Source organism: Candidatus Symbiothrix dinenymphae, assembly GCF_001431085.1.
Genome location: NZ_BBRU01000057.1, coordinates 1 through 16,604, shown reverse-complemented (window position 1 = coordinate 16,604; position 16,604 = coordinate 1). Strand labels below are relative to the sequence as shown.

Genomic DNA, 16,604 nt, shown 5'->3' with positions numbered 1-16,604 from the left:
GTGCGCACCGCCGGATTGATGGTTTGCAGCACCGGTAGCAGGTTGAGGCGGACTTTATTGCGGGCGACTGTGTCTTGCAAATTGCTGGAATCCGTGCGATACGGCAGAGATTTTTCTTCGCAAAATTGCAAAATTTCTGCTTTGGAAACGCCCAGCAGCGGGCGAATGATGTGCCCCGCTTTCGGCGCAATACCCGTCAGCCCCTTGATGCCGGTGCCACGAATCAGATTGAGCAGCACCGTTTCAATGTTGTCATCTTCGTGATGCGCCACCGCAATCGCCTCTGCATCAAGTTGTTGGCGAAGTTCTTCAAACCATGTATAGCGCAATTCGCGTGCCGCCATTTCAATAGAAATGCCCCGCTGCGTGGCAATCTGCCGCGTATCAAAATCCGCCTTGTGATGGGGTATATTCCAATCGGTAGCCAATTGGTGCGCCAACTGCTCGTCGCCGTCCGCCTCATCGCCCCGCAAATGAAAATTGCAATGTGCCGCTATGCAGTTGTAGCCCAACCGCTGTAAAACGTAGAGCAGTGCCACCGAATCGGCACCGCCGCTCACGCCAACGATGATTTTTGCGTGCTGAGTGAGTAGTTGGTGCTTTTCAATATATTGTCGGACTTTTCGAATCACAAGCTTGTCTTATAAATATTTTTAACCAATTCATTTTATTTAGCCACAAAGGTACGTTTTTTCTATTGAAGGCAGACTTTTTTTATTACACCGGGTCCACATCATACTGCACAATCGCGTACCTAAAAGGCTTTTGCCCCCAAAGATTGGCTTGAATTGCCTCCAAAATTTCGCGCAACACAGTCATTGACACCTTGTTTTCAATTTTCAACACGATTTGACGGAGGTAGAGGTTTTGTATTTTGCCGACTGCCGGTCGGTCGGGACCGAGCACGCGGTCGCCCAATTTTTCGCGCAACTGTGCGGCAAATGCTTCGGATAAATCCCTCACGGTGTCGTCCAAGCGATGCTTGAGCGTGATGTGGATGAGGCGGAAGAGGGGAGGGTAGCGAAACAGTTCGCGCTCCTGCATCTGCGTGGTGTACATCTCGGTGTAGTTTTGCTGCAATACCGACTGAATCAGCGCGTGGTCGATGTGCGAAGTTTGCAAAATCACTTCGCCCCGCTCCTTGCGACGACCTGCGCGACCGGACACTTGCGACATCAGTTGATAAGCCCGCTCATAAGCCCTGAAATCGGGGTGGTTCATCAGCGCATCGGCGTTGAGAATGCCCACCAAGCCCACTTTCTCGAAGTCTAAGCCTTTGGAAATCATCTGTGTGCCAATCAAAATCTGCGTTTGCCCGCTTTCGAGGCGCGCGATGATGTCTTCAAACGCTTTTTTCGTCGAGGTGGTGTCGGTGTCCATCCGTTCGACCGCTGCGGTGGAGAACAATGCTCGGATTTCTTCCTCCACTTTTTCGGTGCCGTAGCCCACGAAGCCCAACTCGCCGCCACATTCGGGACATTGGGTCGGCAGGGTGTAGGCATGACCGCAATAGTGGCATTTCAGACGGTTGCTCTGCTTGTGGTAGGTGAGGCTGATGTCGCAAAAACGGCATTTAGGTGTCCAATCGCATATCTTGCAACTTATCACAGGCGCAAACCCCCGCCGATTTTGAAACAGCAACACCTGCTCCCCCTTGTCCAACGCCGCCCGCATCGCCTCCTGCAACAAAGGCGAAAAAATCGACTTCATCTGCTTAGTACGCCGCAACTCCTGCACATCCACCGGAATAATGCGCGGCAGTTCGGTGTCCTCAAACCGTTTTTCAAGGTGAACATACCCATATTTCCCCGTCTGAGCATTATAAAACGACTCCACCGAGGGCGTAGCACTACCCAGCACAACCTTAGCACCATGCATACTCGCCAACATAATCGCCGCATTACGAGCATGATAGCGAGGCGCAGGGTCTTGCTGCTTATAACTCGGCTCATGCTCCTCATCCACAATCACCAACCCCAAATTCCGAAAAGGCAAAAACACAGCAGACCGCGCCCCAAGAATTATATGGTAATTGGTAATTGGTAATTGGTAACTGGTAACTGGTAACTGGTAACTGGTAACTGCTTCCCAAATCTCCTTCCGCTCATGATGATTGATTTGCGAATGATAAACCCCCAACCGCTCACCAAAAAACTGCCGCAGACGACCGGTAATCTGCGTAGTCAAAGCAATTTCCGGCAGCAGATAAAGCACCTGCCGTCCGGCATCCAAAGTCTCCTGAATCAAATGAGTATAAATCTCCGTCTTGCCGGAAGAAGTCACGCCATGCAAGAGGCAGACGTTTTTGTCTTGGAGGCAAGCTTTTATTTCAAGGAGGGCTTGCTCTTGCAAAGAATTTAAGCAGCTTAAGTTTCTTAAGCTACTTAAGCCCCTTAAGTTTCTTTTCTTAAAAGAATGCAACAGCCCTTTCTCAATAAAAGCCGGAGGCAAAGCCGCCTTAAAAACCTCCCCCTGACGGCAAAGATAATACCCCGCCAGCCACTCCCAAAACTGCAACTGACGGGCATCCACTGCGGGCGGGGCATCAGGCACTGCCACAATAGGTTTAATAACAGCCGCATCCACCGAAGATTTCCCTCCGATGGATGCGACTATGCCATAATATTTTTTATGCCCGAAAATCACCTCTACCAAGCCGCCACAGACAACTCGCGCTTCCAATTCCGCAGGCACGAAATAGGTAAACGTGTCAGCCAACGGCACCGGCAAAATGACTTCGATGTACACAAATTAGAACCAATAAGCGAGAGAAATCACAAAACCTTTGGTTGCAGTATCAAGTGAAGCATCACCCATTTTCGACGCATCGAAACTTTCTGTCAAGCCCAATTGGTAGGTTACACCCACTTGTAGCTTGCTAAATAGTTCGGCACCGATGCCGAAATTCAGGCCTGCGCCAAACGATTTGGTGGCTTCCATATCACTATCAACGTTGAAGCTGGCATACGGACCGGCAGCTGCATAGGCTCCAACTATGCCCAAAAGACTTAATTTGTACTTCAAGTTGACGGGAATCAACACGTTTTTGTTGGTAAACTCTTCTCCACCGGCCTTAAATCCGTCCTGGGAATAAAGAACCGCAGCATCAAAGCCAATACCAATCACCGGTACAATAAATTCAATCATTGGACCTACCTGAAAACCAACCAAACTCTCTATGCCGGTAACATCAGGCTCCACGAGATTAACACCTGCCTTCAGACCGTAATGAAACTGCGCCTGAACGCTTCCGAACACACTCACTGCCAAAGCAGCAACTAACAAAATTCTTTTCATATTGTTTAAAATTTTAAATGATATATTTCGGCGGCAAAGGTACTACAAAACAAATGAACAACCAAATAATTTTATACCTTTGTTGCGTTTTTATGGAAAATTGGGACAATATATATATGCGCCGCTGCTTGGAATTGGCTCGCAAGGGACTGGGATATGTGGCACCTAACCCCATGGTGGGTGCGGTGGTGGTGTCCGGCGGGCGAATTATCGGCGAAGGCTACCACCGGCGGTTTGGCGAAGCGCACGCGGAGGTCAATGCGATTAACGCGGTGCGGCAGCCCGAATTGTTGCGAAAATCAATGCTTTATGTCAATTTGGAGCCTTGTGCGCACTATGGCAAAACGCCCCCTTGCGCCGAACTGATTATTGCGAAGCAGATTCCAAAGGTGGTGGTCGGTGCCGCCGACCCTTTTGCAAAAGTGGACGGGCGAGGTATCGAAATGCTCCGAAAAGCAGGCGTGGAAGTGACCGTTGGCGTGCTGAAAGCCGAATGTGAGACCCTCAACAAGCGATTTCTGACGTTCGTAACCCAACATCGCCCCTACATCATCCTGAAATGGGCGCAATCGGCAGACGGCTTTGTTGACCGCCTGCGCCAAGTGGGTGATGGTCAAACCGCCATCCGCTTCTCAAACGATTTCACAACCCAATTAGTGCACAAAATGCGCGCAGAAGAGGCTGCCATAGTGGTAGGCACCCGCACAAAGGCATTAGACCAACCGCAACTGAACATACGCCACTGGCACGGCACCAACCCCATCCGCCTCACCGCCGAAAGCACGAAACCGCTGCCGCAGTGGATGAAAGAACTCTACGAACAAGGCATCCAATCGCTCATCGTGGAAGGCGGACCCACCTTGCAACAAAGTTTTATTGATGCAGGACTGTGCGATGAAGTGCGCGTGGAGGTGAGTGATGTGAGGCTGGGGGTGGGGGTGAAGGCACCGGATTTGAGTTTATCACCATTCAGGAGATACAATAATTTCAAATTTTTTCAAAAATAATTGCAAAAATGTTTGGTAGATTAAAAAAGATGTCGTACCTTTGCACTGTGTTAGAAATGATACAAGCCCCTCTCGAATGAGAAATGTCGAGACCCTAACCACCGAAAGGTGGTTTTTTAATATAATAACTCGTTTGGTTGCTTGTCAATTCCTCACATCGTATTCACTTTTGTACGTCAAATTTTCGATTTTTTTTCAAAAATATTTGCACAATTCAAAAATAATTAATTTTCAAAAAAAAACAGTTTTGACAAAAAAAGTTGTATCTTTGCCGCCTAATAGCAAAACTGTATGGAAATCGTATTCAAAAAAGAGTATCTGCGCGAATTGTATAAAACGGGCAAGACAACAGACAAAAAACATCGTTTTCAGCCGCAAGTGGCTGAAAAATATCGCAAAACGATTGATATTTTGGAGTCTGTGACGAGTGTTGAAGGTCTGTTTGTTTACAATGGTTTGCAGTATGAAAAATTGCATGGTGATAAAGAGGGGCTTGAATCGGTCAGGGTAAACGACCAATATCGAATTGAGTTCACTACAAGCCAAGTTGTTTCAGAAACGGTTGTAACAGTGTGTGACATAGAAGAACTTTCAAATCATTATAAATAGATAAGTTATGGGAAATTTAGGATTTGGATTTCGCCCTACACACCCGGGCGAAGTATTGTCAGATGAAATTGAATATCGCGGCACTTCAAAAAAGAAACTTGCCGAGCAAATGGGGTTGTCTTACAGCATTTTAAATGATATTCTCAAGGAACGCCGCCCGCTCACGGTGGATACAGCGATGCTGTTTGAAGCAGCTATGAACTTGCCTGCCGATGCGCTGATGCGTATGCAACTGAAATACAATATGCAAGTGGCAAGCAAGGATAAACAATTTTCTAAACGCCTTGCAGAAGTGCGCAAAATGGTGGCAACATTGCTGTAATTAAAGATGTACTTTTGTGCCGTATTTTTTATAAACATTTTTATGTATGAAACAAATAACCTTTGAGCAAATTGCTGCGATACGGCTTCAAAGTCATCAACTTTCGGATAGCACTTTGCAGACTCCCAAAGAGGTTGTGGCGTGGATGGGAGCTATGCAGGCGCAGGATTTTGGGATGGCGAAATTGGCTGTCGGCGTGCGACTTCCCGGCAGTACCGACCGGATAATTCAGGAGGCATTTGACTGCGGCGACATTCTCCGCACCCACGTCATGCGCCCGACATGGCATTTTGTGACGCCGGAAGACATTCGCGGTATGTTGTTGCTGTCGGCAGAGCGCATCAAATCGTCATCCCGTTCGCGCGACAGGGATTTGGACATCACAGAGGCTCTTTACGACAAAACCAACCACGTTTTCCAACGTGCTTTGGAAGGCAATAAACACCTGACACGCAAGGAATTAATGGCGGCATTGGAAAGCGCAAACATCATGGTAGATTCGTCCCGCATGTACCATTTCACGATGCGGGCAGAATTGGATGCCATCGTGTGTAGCGGGGCGATGCAGGGGAAGGAGCAGACCTACGCCTTGCTGGACGAGCGCGCACCGGTCTCTTCGGTGCCATCGCGCGAGGAGGCATTGGCAAAACTGACTCACAGCTATTTCAGAAGCCACAGCCCCGCCACTTTGTCCGACTTTGCGTGGTGGTCGGGCTTGTCACAGACGGAGGCAAAAAAAGGCATGGAAGCCATAAAATCAGATTTGCAGGCAGCCGAAATAGACGGGCGAACCTATTGGTTGTCAAAGAGATACGAGGACGGAGCAACTCCAAAAAATTCGGAGTTGTTATTGCCGGCTTATGATGAATACATTATCGCCTACACCGACCGCACACCGGTACTCCCCGCCCCACACCTCAGCAAAGCCGTTTCGAGCAATGGTGTTTTCCGCCCGGTCATCGTGGTAAACGGGCAAGTTGTAGGGCTGTGGAAAAAATCACCTAACAAAAAGCAGGCGGTGTTGATGGATTATTTTTAATTCGTCACCCGCACCACGCTCTTCACGCCCTTAATTTTTTGCAAGCGGTTGATGATTTTGTTGAGATCGTCGGCACTGTGGACATCCACTTCGATGCGACCTTCAAAAAGTCCGCCGGTCGACTCAATGTGAAATTTGCGCACATTGGTGGAAAATTCGTAGGTAAGGGTGCGTGTGATGTCGTTAAGCATGCCTATCCGGTCGAGTCCGGTCAGTTGCAGGGTGCTTTGGAAGGAGAATTTTTGATAGCCCGCCCATTCGCAACTGACGATGCGGTCGCCAAACCGCGTTTTGAACGTCAACGCGGGCAGGCAAGAGTGTTTGTGGATTTCCAACAATCCGTCGTCGCGGATAAAACCAAACACATCATCGCCCGGAATAGGCTGACAGCAGGATTGGGTGAGGAAATTTTTCTGAAAATCCTCCTCTTTGAGGAGATAAGTTTGGTCTTTATCAATAGGCGGTGCTTTCGGTGCACCTTTTTTGTCGATTTTGTCGGTTTTATTGGTGTGAAAAGGGTTTTTCACATAGCGCATGATACTGTTTTTCGTTTTCTCTTTCAAAATTTTCTGCAAATTTTCGGGCAATTCAATTTGCTTTTCGGCAAGCGCGTAATACAGATTTTCCTTTTTCGGAAAAACGTAGTAGGCGCAAAATTTGTCCGACACTTGCGGCGTCACTTCTATACCCGCTTTGTTAAGGGCAATGGTCAGCATTTTTTCGCCCTCTTTCATCTTGTTGCGTTGCTGTTTTCGGAGAAACAACTCAATCCGCGTCTTCGCTTTGGCAGTCGTCACGAAACTCGTCCATTCCTCTTTGGGGTAGTGCGAGCGTGATGTCAAAATCTCTACCTGGTCGCCACTTTCGAGGCGGTGGCTGAGCGGCACCAAGGTGTGGTTGACTTTCGCGCCGATGCAATGGTCGCCCACATCGGTGTGAATTTCGTATGCAAAGTCCAGAGCAGTAGCATTTTGTGGCATCGTGCGCATATCTCCATGCGGCGTAAAAACGAATATCTCCGAACCGTAAAGATTCAGTTTGATGGTGTCCAAAAAATCCATCGCATTGGGGCTGGGTGCCTCCAAAATGTCCTGTATGCGTGCCAGCCAGTGGTCAAGTTCGTTTGTTTCTGCCGGTTCGTCGGGGTTTTCCTCCTTGTATTTCCAATGGGCGGCATAGCCTTTTTCGGCGATATTGTCCATTTTGTCGCTCCTGATTTGAATTTCAATCCAGAAGCCGTCGGGACCCATCACCGTGATGTGTAACGCCTGATAGCCATTCTCTTTGGGGTGGCTCAGCCAGTCGCGAATGCGGTCGGGACGCGGTTTGTAGAGGTCGGTAACTGCCGAATAAATGTCCCAGCACTGCTTTTTGACGTCCGTATCGCTCCGTGGTTCAAAGATGATGCGCGCGGCAAAAATGTCGTATACATCCTCGAAACCAATATTTTTGGCTTGCATCTTGTGCCAAATCGAATAAACCGATTTCGTGCGTGAGTGCATTTTGTATTGAACGCCTAACTCGTTGAGTTTGAGTTCTAAAGGATGTGCAAAACGGGCGTAAATGCGGTCGCGGTCGTCTGCCGTTGCCATCAACTTTTGCTCAATTTGTTTGTAGGCTTCGGGGTGTTCATACTTAAAACTCAAATCTTCCAACTCGGTTTTGATGGCAAAAAGCCCCAGTCGGTGCGCCATAGGGGCATAAAGATAGGTCGTTTCGCCGGCAATTTTGTATTGTTTGGCGGGCAGCATTGCGCCAAGTGTGCGCATATTATGCAACCGGTCTGCGATTTTTATCAGTATCACGCGAATATCATTGGACATGGTGAGCAACAATCGGCGCATATTCTCAGCCTGTGCAGAGGCTGCCTCGGCGAAAATGCCGCCCGAAATCTTGGTAAGTCCGTCCACCAACTGCGCAATTTTATCGCCAAACAAGTTGCGAATATCCTCCACCGTGTAATCCGTATCCTCCACCACATCGTGCAACAGCGCAGCCGCAATGGAAGTAGAGCCAAGCCCCATCTCATCAATCACAATCTGCGCCACAGCCAACGGATGCAGGATATAAGGCTCACCCGATCGCCGTTTAACGCCCCGGTGCGCCTGGTCAGCAAACTTGAAAGCCTTGTTGAGCACATCAAACTTCCGCCGATGATTGGAATGCGCATAGCTGTCCAGCAGCTGCTCGTAGGCTTGCTGCACCTGCTCGTCGTCGGTTACCATCCTGTCATTGTCCGCACTCATGTTGTCTGCATTCTCCTCAATCATTATACGTCGGCAAAACCGAATAATCCTTGCTATAGCGCAAATGTTGTTCGGCATAACCCTCTGTGTAGCTTACCTTTACGTCTGTGATGTTGCCTTCTTTGTCGTGTGTTGCTTCATATACGGGGTTTATGAAGCCTTTGTAGGGGGCTATTTTTAGCTTTTTGTAGCGGGCGCGGACTTCTGCGTGCAGTGTTGGGTCCACTTTCACACCGTAGGCTTCTACCAGGGTTTGGGCTGTTTGGTAGTCGCCGGTGGATTTCACGCGCTGCACTTCTGCCAAAAGTTGTCCGAAGAGGTTGCGCAATTTCGCGTAATCGTGGACTACTACCACTGTTTTGCCGTTTTCTTGCAACAATTCCACTACATTTTCGGCTTTGCCGTGGTCGAGCACCCAGTGGGCAATCATGGCGCGGTTGCGCATGTGGGCTTCTTCGATGCTTTTGCCTTCTTCGATGCGTGAGAGTTGGGTCATCAAGCCGTTCATCACGAATTTGTAATATTCGGCTTTGTGGGCATCCATGTTGGGCAATAATCCTAATTCCACCACTTTCGGGTCGGCTATGTAGTAGAGGGCGAACAGGTCGGCGCGGGCTTCTTCCCATGTGGAGCCGTAGGCTTTCAGGGCATCGGGGTCGACGCCCGGCAGGAGTTGTCCGGAGGCATGTCCGAGGCATTCGTGCATGGATGTGTGGAGGTTGTCGGTCACGGATCCGTAGTCTTCCATGCGCTTCTTTTCTTCGGGGCAGCACACAAATTCGTCCGCGAAGCCGCTGCCTGCCGCCGCCTTGTCGTAGGCTTCGGTGATGTTGGTGACGGTGACGGATTTGGAGCCGTATTCTTTGCGTATCCAGTTGGAATTGGGCAAGTTAATTCCGATTGGCGTGGTGGGGTAGCAGTCGCCGCCCAAAGTGGCTGCTGTGATGGCTTTGGCGGAGATGCCTTTCACTTTTTCTTTCTTAAACTGCTGTGCCACAGGCGAATTGTTTTCAAACCATTGCGCGTTTTCGCTCAGGATTTTCACCGATTTGGTCAGGCGAATATCCTGAAAATTTACCATCGCTTCCCAGCTGGCTTTGATGCCCAAAGCATCGCCATACGACTCTGTGAAGCCGTTTACATAATCCACCAGCGACTCGGTATCTTGCACCCAGGCAATCGCATATTCGTCATACGTTTTCAATGAACCGGTGTTGTAAAACGCTATCAATTTGGCAGTTGCCTGTTTTTGCGCCTCATTTTCGGCGTATTTCTGCGCCTCGTTCAGCCAATGCACCACCTTTTCGATACCGGCAGAATAAAGTCCGCCCACCTTATATACCTCCTCAACCAATTTGCCATCTTTTTTCACCAAACGGCTGTTCAATCCGTAAGCAACGGGCGACAGGTCTTTCGGATTTTTCATCGCTCCGTAGTATTTTTCCACCTCTGTTGCGGTTACGCCATCGCCGTAATAATTGTTCGCCGAAGCCACAATCACATCCACAGTGGGGTCTTGATTGACTTTTTTCGCCATCACATTGGGGTCAAACATCACCGGCACGATTTCCTTCAAAAACGCATCCACAGACTGCCCTTGACGGGTAGGAAGCTGTTCAGGAGCCAACTCGCACACAGCATCAATAAAAAACGTCTGCGAAAATTCAGGCAAGAATTTTTCTTCGCCATAGTGGTGATGAATCCCGTTTGAGAACCACACGCGCTTGGTGTAAACCTCAAACGCCTTGTAATCATCGGTTGCCGTGTCGCCCTTGTATGTGGCATAAATCGCCTCCAAAGTGCGGCGAATAGCCAAATTGTAGCGGTTGTTCTGGTCAAACAAGATGTCGCGACCCCATAAAGCCGCCTCTTGCAAGCAGTAGATATAAGCCTTCTGCTGAGCCGAAAGGCTGTCCCAATCCGTTACCTGATAGCGTAGAACGCCTAAATCGGCGAATTTCTCCACATTGTAATCAAACTCTGTTTGTTTCTCCTTGTCGCAGCATCCTGCGCACAACGTAGCTGTTGTCATCATTATTAAAAATATCTTTTGCATTGTGAGTAAAATTAAATTTGACGACAAAGGTACGAAATAGTTATGAGTTATGAGTTATGTTTGTTTCAGGGGCAGCAATATCGTGCCATGCAATTTCCTGAAGACCCCCCAAAAAATGTCAGCCGCTGTGTCGTTCAATTACAGCGGCTTCACAACCACTTTTTCTGCAAATTTCTCCCACGACAGGGCTGTTTTTTCCTGCCGGATAGCTGTGATGAACGAGTTGTGGTCGCTTGCAAATAATTTCCGGATGCCATCAGCAAGCGATTGTGCTGTTGGTTGGCAGACGATGCCTGTGCCGGCACCTGCAATGGCATCTTTCAATCCGCCTACATCCGTCGTTACTACCGGCACCTCAAAATGGTAGGCTACGGGTATCACACCGCTCTGGGTGGCTGATTTGTAGGGCAGCACGATGGTGTCGGCGGCAGAAAACAGGATGGGGATGTCGGCATCACCGATGTAGCGGTTGATGACCTTAATGCGCTCTGTGGCAGTTGATTGGTCAATTTGCTTTTGGTATTTGTCGAATGAGCCGTAACTTTCGCCCGCTATAATTAGTTGATACTCATCGTCTAACACATTCATTGCCTCAATCAGCAAGTCCAAGCCTTTGTAGTCGCGGATTAAGCCGAAAAACAGTAGCGTTTTTTTTTCCGAATGGATGCCCAATTTCGTCCGTGCTTGCTTGACATCCATTTTTTCGCCATAGTGGTCGTAGAGCGGATGCGGTGTTTGACAAAATTGGGCATTGGGTTTCAGCCGGAGCAAATCGTTTTTCACAATGTCGCTCATGACCATGAAATAGTCGCATTGCTTGAAAAACAGGCGGGCCAAGGGCTTGTCAAAGAATTTGGGCTCGTGGGGGATGGCGTTGTGTAACAATCCGATTACTTTTGTTTTTTTTCTCAGTCGTTTAGCCACGTAGGTATAAGCCGGTGCAAAAAACGACATCCAATAGGCGATAATCAGCATATCAGGTTGAAATTTTTCAATGGCTTTGACCGTTTTGTGGTAGGAAATCGGCTGTATGCTGTCCAAAACGCGCTCAACAGGCACGATTTTCGCATTATTTTCAGCCTCTACAAATTGCGTTTTGCCGGGGAAAAGCATTGCCGGATATAACCGTGCGAATGAAAATACTTTTACCGCGTGATTTTGCGCGTTCAGCACATCGTAGAGCCTCCCGCTAAACTGCGCAATGCCGCCGCGATAGGGATAAAATGGGGATAGAATGGCTATTTTCATAAATCTATTTTCATAAATGTTGCGCAAATGTCAATAAATCCGGCTCTCGTGTGTAGTGTCCTTCATCTGCGTTTTCGCCCACGAGAACCGTCTGCATGCCCGTATTTTCGCCAAACTGCATGTCGGAAAGGCTGTTGCCTACCATAATGCTCTCGGAGAAAAGGACTTCGGGGAAATCTTTTACGGCTTGCACTGCCATGCCTATGTTGGGCTTGCGGTTGGGTGAGTCATCGTTTATGTCGGTGCAGGTGTAAATTTTGTCGATGCGTCCACCGGCGGCTGTGATGCGTTGCAGCATCCACAAATGAATCTCGTCCAATGCTTCGCGTGTCATCACACCTTTGCCAACGCCTCGCTGGTTAGTAACAATGAAAATGCGGTTGAAATGCTGATTTAGCATAGCTAATGCCTCTAAAACATGCGGTAGAAAGACAAAATCATCGCGTGTTTTCACATAATCACCGGGGCGTTCCTGATTAATTACACCGTCACGATCTAGAAATAATGCTGTGCCAAGGATCTTTGTCATCTTCCGGTTTGTTAAAGAACGTTTGCGCCATTTCGTAATCTTCCGGCACGCCGATGTCGATGAAATAGCGCGAATCCATCCAAACCAATCTCGAAAAACGTATCGCCATTGACGACAATCGCATAATCGCCCTGCACCGCCGAAAATGCTTTTTTAATGGCTCCACCGGTGCCTAAGGGCGAACTTTCGATGCTGTTCACCACCTCAAACGGCAACTGAAGCGTAGCCACCCACGCCTCCACAATTTCATGCTTGTAGCCCAAGGCAAGCACCACCCTGTCGGGCTTACTGGGAATCAGATACTGAAAAAGATAGTGCAAAAACGGCTTCTCGTCCACCGGTGCCATACATTTAGGTACATCGCTGACAACCGATTGCAACCGACTGCCGATACCTCCCGCTAAAATAATTACTTCCATTATTTAAATATTCCATGTAAAAAGTCCGTCTTTCACAAACCGGTAGAGATAAAACTGCCCGCCAAAGCGTTCGAGGGCTTTCATGACCCTGAATTTCTTGTTGTTGGGGCAATAAAACAGCATGAAACCGCCGCCTCCGGCTCCGGAAATGCGTCCGCCGCTTGCTCCGGCTTGTTTTGCCGCTTCGTAAATTTCGTCCAACAGGGGGTTGGAAACGTTGGTTGCCATTTGTCTTTTATAGGCAAAGCCTTCGTCAAAAATTTCGCCTATGCGGTCGATTTTGCCCGTCAGGAGTGCTTCTTTCATCTCTTGTGCCTGTGCTTTGATTTTGTGCATCGCCTCCACAGAGTTTGTGTTGTGAGTTGTCACGTTTTTTTGCTGCTCTGCGATGATGTCTGACGACACATGGGTAGTTTGCGTGAAATACAGCAGCAAATTATTTTCCAACTCGTGCAAGTGCGGTTTGTCGATACGCAACGGATTGACTATCACTTTGTTGCCTTCGTAAAACTCCATATAATTGACCCCGCCGAACGTGGCGGCATATTGGTCTTGCTTGCCACCGGCCATTTGCAAATCCTGCCGCTCAATGTTGACATACGCATACAGCGAAATGGTCGCGTTCAAAATCGCCCCTCCGTACAAGTCGGAGTAAGGGCTGACATCCGAACCGCCGCCCGCCAGCCCGATGCGCAAGGGGGCTTTGCTTCTATATAGTTTGTAATTCATAAGTTGTGTGTCGCTACGTTTTTTCTCTCTTAGTTTGAGGTGCAAAGGTAGTGCTTTTTTTCGGTTATACAAAAAAATAGCGTACTCTGTAGCCCGCAATGACAAAGCCTTTCAATCACTCAACTTCGCACTCAAAAAAGAGCGATTCAGCCGCGCTATATTGCTGATACTCACGCCTTTGGGACATTCAAGTTCGCAGGCGCGGGTGTTGGTGCAATTGCCGAAGCCGAGTTCGTCCATCTTGGCGACCATCTTTTTGGCGCGATTTTTGGCTTCCACTTTGCCTTGCGGAAGCAGTGCCAACTGACTCACTTTTGCCGACACGAACAGCATCGCCGAACCGTTTTTGCAAGCTGCCACACAAGCTCCACAACCAATACAGCTGGCTGCATCCATCGCTTCGTCGGCGGCAATTTTGGAAATTGGAATCGCGTTGGCATCGGGCACACCGCCTGTGTTCACGCTCACGAAGCCGCCTGCTTGCATGATTTTGTCGAACGCCTGACGGTCAACCATCAAGTCGCGCACCACAGGGAAGGCAGCCGAACGCCACGGCTCCACCGTAATCGTTTCGCCATTTTTGAAGTGGCGCATGTGAAGCTGGCAGGTCGTTATCAGGTCGTCGGGACCGTGCGGATGCCCGTTGACATACAGCGAGCACATCCCGCAAATACCTTCGCGGCAGTCGTTGTCAAACACCACCGGCTCCTGCTTGTCGCGAATCAACTGTTCGTTCAAGATGTCGAGCATCTCCAAAAAGGACGTGCCGCCGGAGATGTTCTGCAATTTGTAAGTCTCAAAATGCCCCTTCGCCTTGGGACCCTGCTGACGCCAAATGCGCACTTTTACATTTATATCTTTATCCATAACTATTATTTTTATTGTCATTGCGGGCTTGACCCGCAATCCCCTCAAAAATAGAGTGCTCTCCGTTTCAGGGGATGGCGGGTCAAGCCCGCCATGACAGGATTTTTTACGATTTATAATTTCTCTGTTGTCTCACCACAAACTCATAATCCAATTGCTCCTTCACCAGCTCCGGCGTTTTATCATCGCCCTGATATTCCCAGCAGGAGGCATACGCGAAGTTTTCGTCGTCGCGGAGGGCTTCTCCTTCGGGGGTTTGATATTCTTCGCGGAGGTGTCCGCCGCAGGATTCGTTGCGGTTTAAGCCGTCCAATGCCATCAGTTCGCCTATGTCGAAGAAGTCGGCTACGCGCAGGGCTTTTTCCAACTCCGTGTTCAGGGTGTTGGGTTCGCCGGGGATGAACACGTCTGCCCAAAATTCTTTTTTCAATGCCTTGATTTCTTTCAATGCCGTTTCCAACGACTCTTTGGTGCGCCCCATGCCCACATTGTTCCACATGATGTGACCCAATGCTTTGTGGAACGAATCCACCGAGCGGTTGCCTTGTATGCTCATCAATTTGGCTATTTTGCTTTCCACAGCCTGCTCTGCTGCCTCAAATTCGGGACGTTCCACGCTGAAACGGGGTACGGCAATTTGGTCTGCCAAATAGTTTTGAATGGTGTAGGGCAATACGAAATAGCCGTCTGCCAGTCCCTGCATCAATGCCGAAGCCCCCAAGCGGTTGGCACCGTGGTCGGAGAAATTTGCCTCGCCTATCGCGAAACAGCCCTGCACGGTGGTCATCAATTCATAATCAACCCACAAGCCACCCATCGTGTAGTGGATGGCGGGAAATATCATCATCGGCGTTTTGTAAGGATTTTCGTCCGTGATTTTTTCGTACATCTGGAAAAGGTTGCCGTAGCGCGCCTCTACCGTCTTCAAACCCAAACGGTTGATAGCCTCCGAAAAGTCCAAATAAACCGCCAAGCCTGTGTTATTGACACCATATCCGGCATCGCAACGCTCTTTGGCAGCGCGAGAAGCCACATCGCGCGGCACCAAATTTCCGAATGCCGGATAGCGGCGTTCCAGATAGTAGTCGCGGTCTTCTTCGGGGATTGCCGTGGGCTTCAGAGTCCCTGCCTGAATAGCTTGGGCATCTTCGAGTTTTTTCGGCACCCAGATACGCCCATCGTTGCGCAACGATTCGGACATCAGGGTCAGTTTCGACTGAAATTCGCCGTGCACGGGAATACAAGTCGGGTGGATTTGTGCAAACGCCGGATTAGCAAACAACGCCCCTTTGCGGTAGCACTGCATCGCAGCTGAGCCGTTGCTGTTCATCGCGTTGGTGGAGAGAAAAAACGTGTTTCCGTAGCCTCCTGAACCAATTACAACGGCATGAGCAGCAAAACGTTCGATTTTTCCGGTCACCAAATTGCGGGCGATGATGCCGCGAGCGCGACCGTCAATCACCACCAAGTCCAACATCTCGTAACGGGTGTAAAGTTTCACCGAGCCTTTGCCAACTTGCCGACTGAGAGCGGAATAGGCTCCGAGCAACAATTGCTGACCGGTTTGCCCTTTGGCATAAAAAGTGCGCGACACCTGAGCACCCCCAAATGAGCGATTGTCGAGCAATCCGCCATATTCACGGGCGAAAGGAACCCCCTGTGCCACACATTGGTCGATAATACTGTTCGACACCTCCGCCAAACGATAGACATTGGCTTCACGGGCACGGTAGTCGCCGCCCTTGATGGTGTCGTAAAACAGACGGTAAACCGAGTCGCCATCATTTTGATAATTTTTTGCTGCATTGATACCTCCCTGAGCAGCAATGGAATGTGCCCGCCGCGGCGAGTCCTGAATACAGAAATTCAGCACATTGAAACCCAGTTCGCCCAGCGAAGCGGCAGCCGAAGCACCCGCCAAGCCGGTGCCCACCACAATCACGTCCAAGCGGCGTTTGTTAGCAGGATTCACCAATTTCTGGTGGTCCTTATAATTTGTCCATTTTTCGGCAAGCTGTCCCGCCGGAATTTTTGCTTCTAATTTTGTCATATCTTTCTAATTATAAATTATGAATTATTTGTCATTGCGGGCTTGACCCGCAATCCCTTGTATAATCAGGGGATGGGGGGTCAAGCCCGCCATGACATTTTTAAACTATTGTCATTGTGCCATTTAACAAACTTTGCAACCCAAAATACACAGGGCATATTGCGAAGCCTATCGCGATGACCGTTG

15 protein-coding genes are annotated in these 16,604 nt (G+C 49.1%); 4 read left to right on the top strand and 11 right to left on the bottom strand.

The window, feature by feature from the left end:
• The 3 genes from tilS to ASC50_RS01040 form a co-directional block, all read right to left on the bottom strand.
• Positions 1 to 632, bottom strand: a 632-nt coding sequence (gene tilS / locus ASC50_RS01050; protein ID WP_082592012.1) for a tRNA lysidine(34) synthetase TilS, incomplete at its 3' end; no start/stop codon positions are given.
• An 85-nt stretch (positions 633 to 717) separates the two neighbouring features.
• Positions 718 to 2,748: a replication restart helicase PriA gene (gene priA, locus ASC50_RS01045; RefSeq protein ID WP_055431994.1), complete on the bottom strand. Its 2,031-nt coding sequence runs from the start codon at positions 2,746 to 2,748 to the stop codon at positions 718 to 720.
• 3 nt (positions 2,749 to 2,751) lie between these two features.
• Positions 2,752 to 3,297, bottom strand: a complete 546-nt coding sequence (locus ASC50_RS01040; protein WP_055431993.1) for an outer membrane beta-barrel protein — start codon at positions 3,295 to 3,297, stop codon at positions 2,752 to 2,754.
• Between the two features lie 53 nt (positions 3,298 to 3,350).
• On the opposite strand from ASC50_RS01040, the gene ribD reads away from it, so the two are divergent.
• The 4 genes from ribD to ASC50_RS01020 all read left to right on the top strand — a co-directional run bounded on the left by ribD (position 3,351) and on the right by ASC50_RS01020 (position 6,274).
• The gene (gene ribD, locus ASC50_RS01035) at positions 3,351 to 4,304 is read left to right on the top strand and encodes a bifunctional diaminohydroxyphosphoribosylaminopyrimidine deaminase/5-amino-6-(5-phosphoribosylamino)uracil reductase RibD (protein WP_226995308.1); all 954 of its coding nucleotides are present in this window, start codon (positions 3,351 to 3,353) and stop codon (positions 4,302 to 4,304) included.
• Positions 4,305 to 4,595: 291 nt separating this feature from the next.
• Positions 4,596 to 4,913 (top strand): type II toxin-antitoxin system RelE/ParE family toxin, encoded by a 318-nt coding sequence (locus ASC50_RS01030; protein WP_055431992.1) that lies wholly within the window; start codon positions 4,596 to 4,598, stop codon positions 4,911 to 4,913.
• A gap of 7 nt (positions 4,914 to 4,920) precedes the next feature.
• A complete protein-coding gene (locus ASC50_RS01025) occupies positions 4,921 to 5,235 on the top strand; it encodes a HigA family addiction module antitoxin (protein ID WP_055431991.1) in 315 nt (104 codons plus the stop codon).
• 46 nt (positions 5,236 to 5,281) lie between these two features.
• On the top strand, positions 5,282 to 6,274 hold the full coding sequence (locus ASC50_RS01020; protein WP_082592011.1) for a winged helix DNA-binding domain-containing protein: 993 nt from the start codon (positions 5,282 to 5,284) through the stop codon (positions 6,272 to 6,274).
• Here ASC50_RS01020 and ASC50_RS01015 read toward each other — a convergent pair.
• The 8 genes from ASC50_RS01015 to ASC50_RS00980 form a co-directional block, all read right to left on the bottom strand.
• Complete coding sequence (locus ASC50_RS01015) at positions 6,271 to 8,544, bottom strand: RelA/SpoT family protein (protein ID WP_226995307.1); 2,274 nt, start codon at positions 8,542 to 8,544, stop codon at positions 6,271 to 6,273. The genes ASC50_RS01020 and ASC50_RS01015 overlap by 4 nt on opposite strands.
• Positions 8,537 to 10,576 (bottom strand): dipeptidyl-peptidase 3 family protein, encoded by a 2,040-nt coding sequence (locus ASC50_RS01010; RefSeq protein ID WP_055431990.1) that lies wholly within the window; start codon positions 10,574 to 10,576, stop codon positions 8,537 to 8,539. Before ASC50_RS01010 ends, ASC50_RS01015 begins: the two co-directional genes overlap by 8 nt.
• A 138-nt stretch (positions 10,577 to 10,714) precedes the next feature.
• The gene (locus tag ASC50_RS01005) at positions 10,715 to 11,824 is read right to left on the bottom strand and encodes a glycosyltransferase (RefSeq protein WP_055431989.1); all 1,110 of its coding nucleotides are present in this window, start codon (positions 11,822 to 11,824) and stop codon (positions 10,715 to 10,717) included.
• A gap of 10 nt (positions 11,825 to 11,834) precedes the next feature.
• Positions 11,835 to 12,353, bottom strand: coding sequence for a D-glycero-alpha-D-manno-heptose-1,7-bisphosphate 7-phosphatase (locus ASC50_RS01000; RefSeq protein WP_055431988.1), 519 nt, complete (start codon positions 12,351 to 12,353; stop codon positions 11,835 to 11,837).
• An 11-nt stretch (positions 12,354 to 12,364) separates the two neighbouring features.
• The gene (locus tag ASC50_RS00995; protein ID WP_055431987.1) at positions 12,365 to 12,772 is read right to left on the bottom strand and encodes a sugar phosphate nucleotidyltransferase; all 408 of its coding nucleotides are present in this window, start codon (positions 12,770 to 12,772) and stop codon (positions 12,365 to 12,367) included.
• A 3-nt stretch (positions 12,773 to 12,775) separates the two neighbouring features.
• The gene (locus ASC50_RS00990; RefSeq protein ID WP_082592013.1) at positions 12,776 to 13,501 is read right to left on the bottom strand and encodes a hypothetical protein; all 726 of its coding nucleotides are present in this window, start codon (positions 13,499 to 13,501) and stop codon (positions 12,776 to 12,778) included.
• Positions 13,502 to 13,612: 111 nt separating this feature from the next.
• Entirely contained in the window at positions 13,613 to 14,368 is a 756-nt protein-coding gene (locus ASC50_RS00985) for a succinate dehydrogenase/fumarate reductase iron-sulfur subunit (RefSeq protein ID WP_055432001.1), read from the bottom strand.
• A gap of 106 nt (positions 14,369 to 14,474) precedes the next feature.
• The gene (locus ASC50_RS00980; protein WP_055431985.1) at positions 14,475 to 16,418 is read right to left on the bottom strand and encodes a fumarate reductase/succinate dehydrogenase flavoprotein subunit; all 1,944 of its coding nucleotides are present in this window, start codon (positions 16,416 to 16,418) and stop codon (positions 14,475 to 14,477) included.
• Positions 16,419 to 16,604 lie beyond the last annotated feature (186 nt).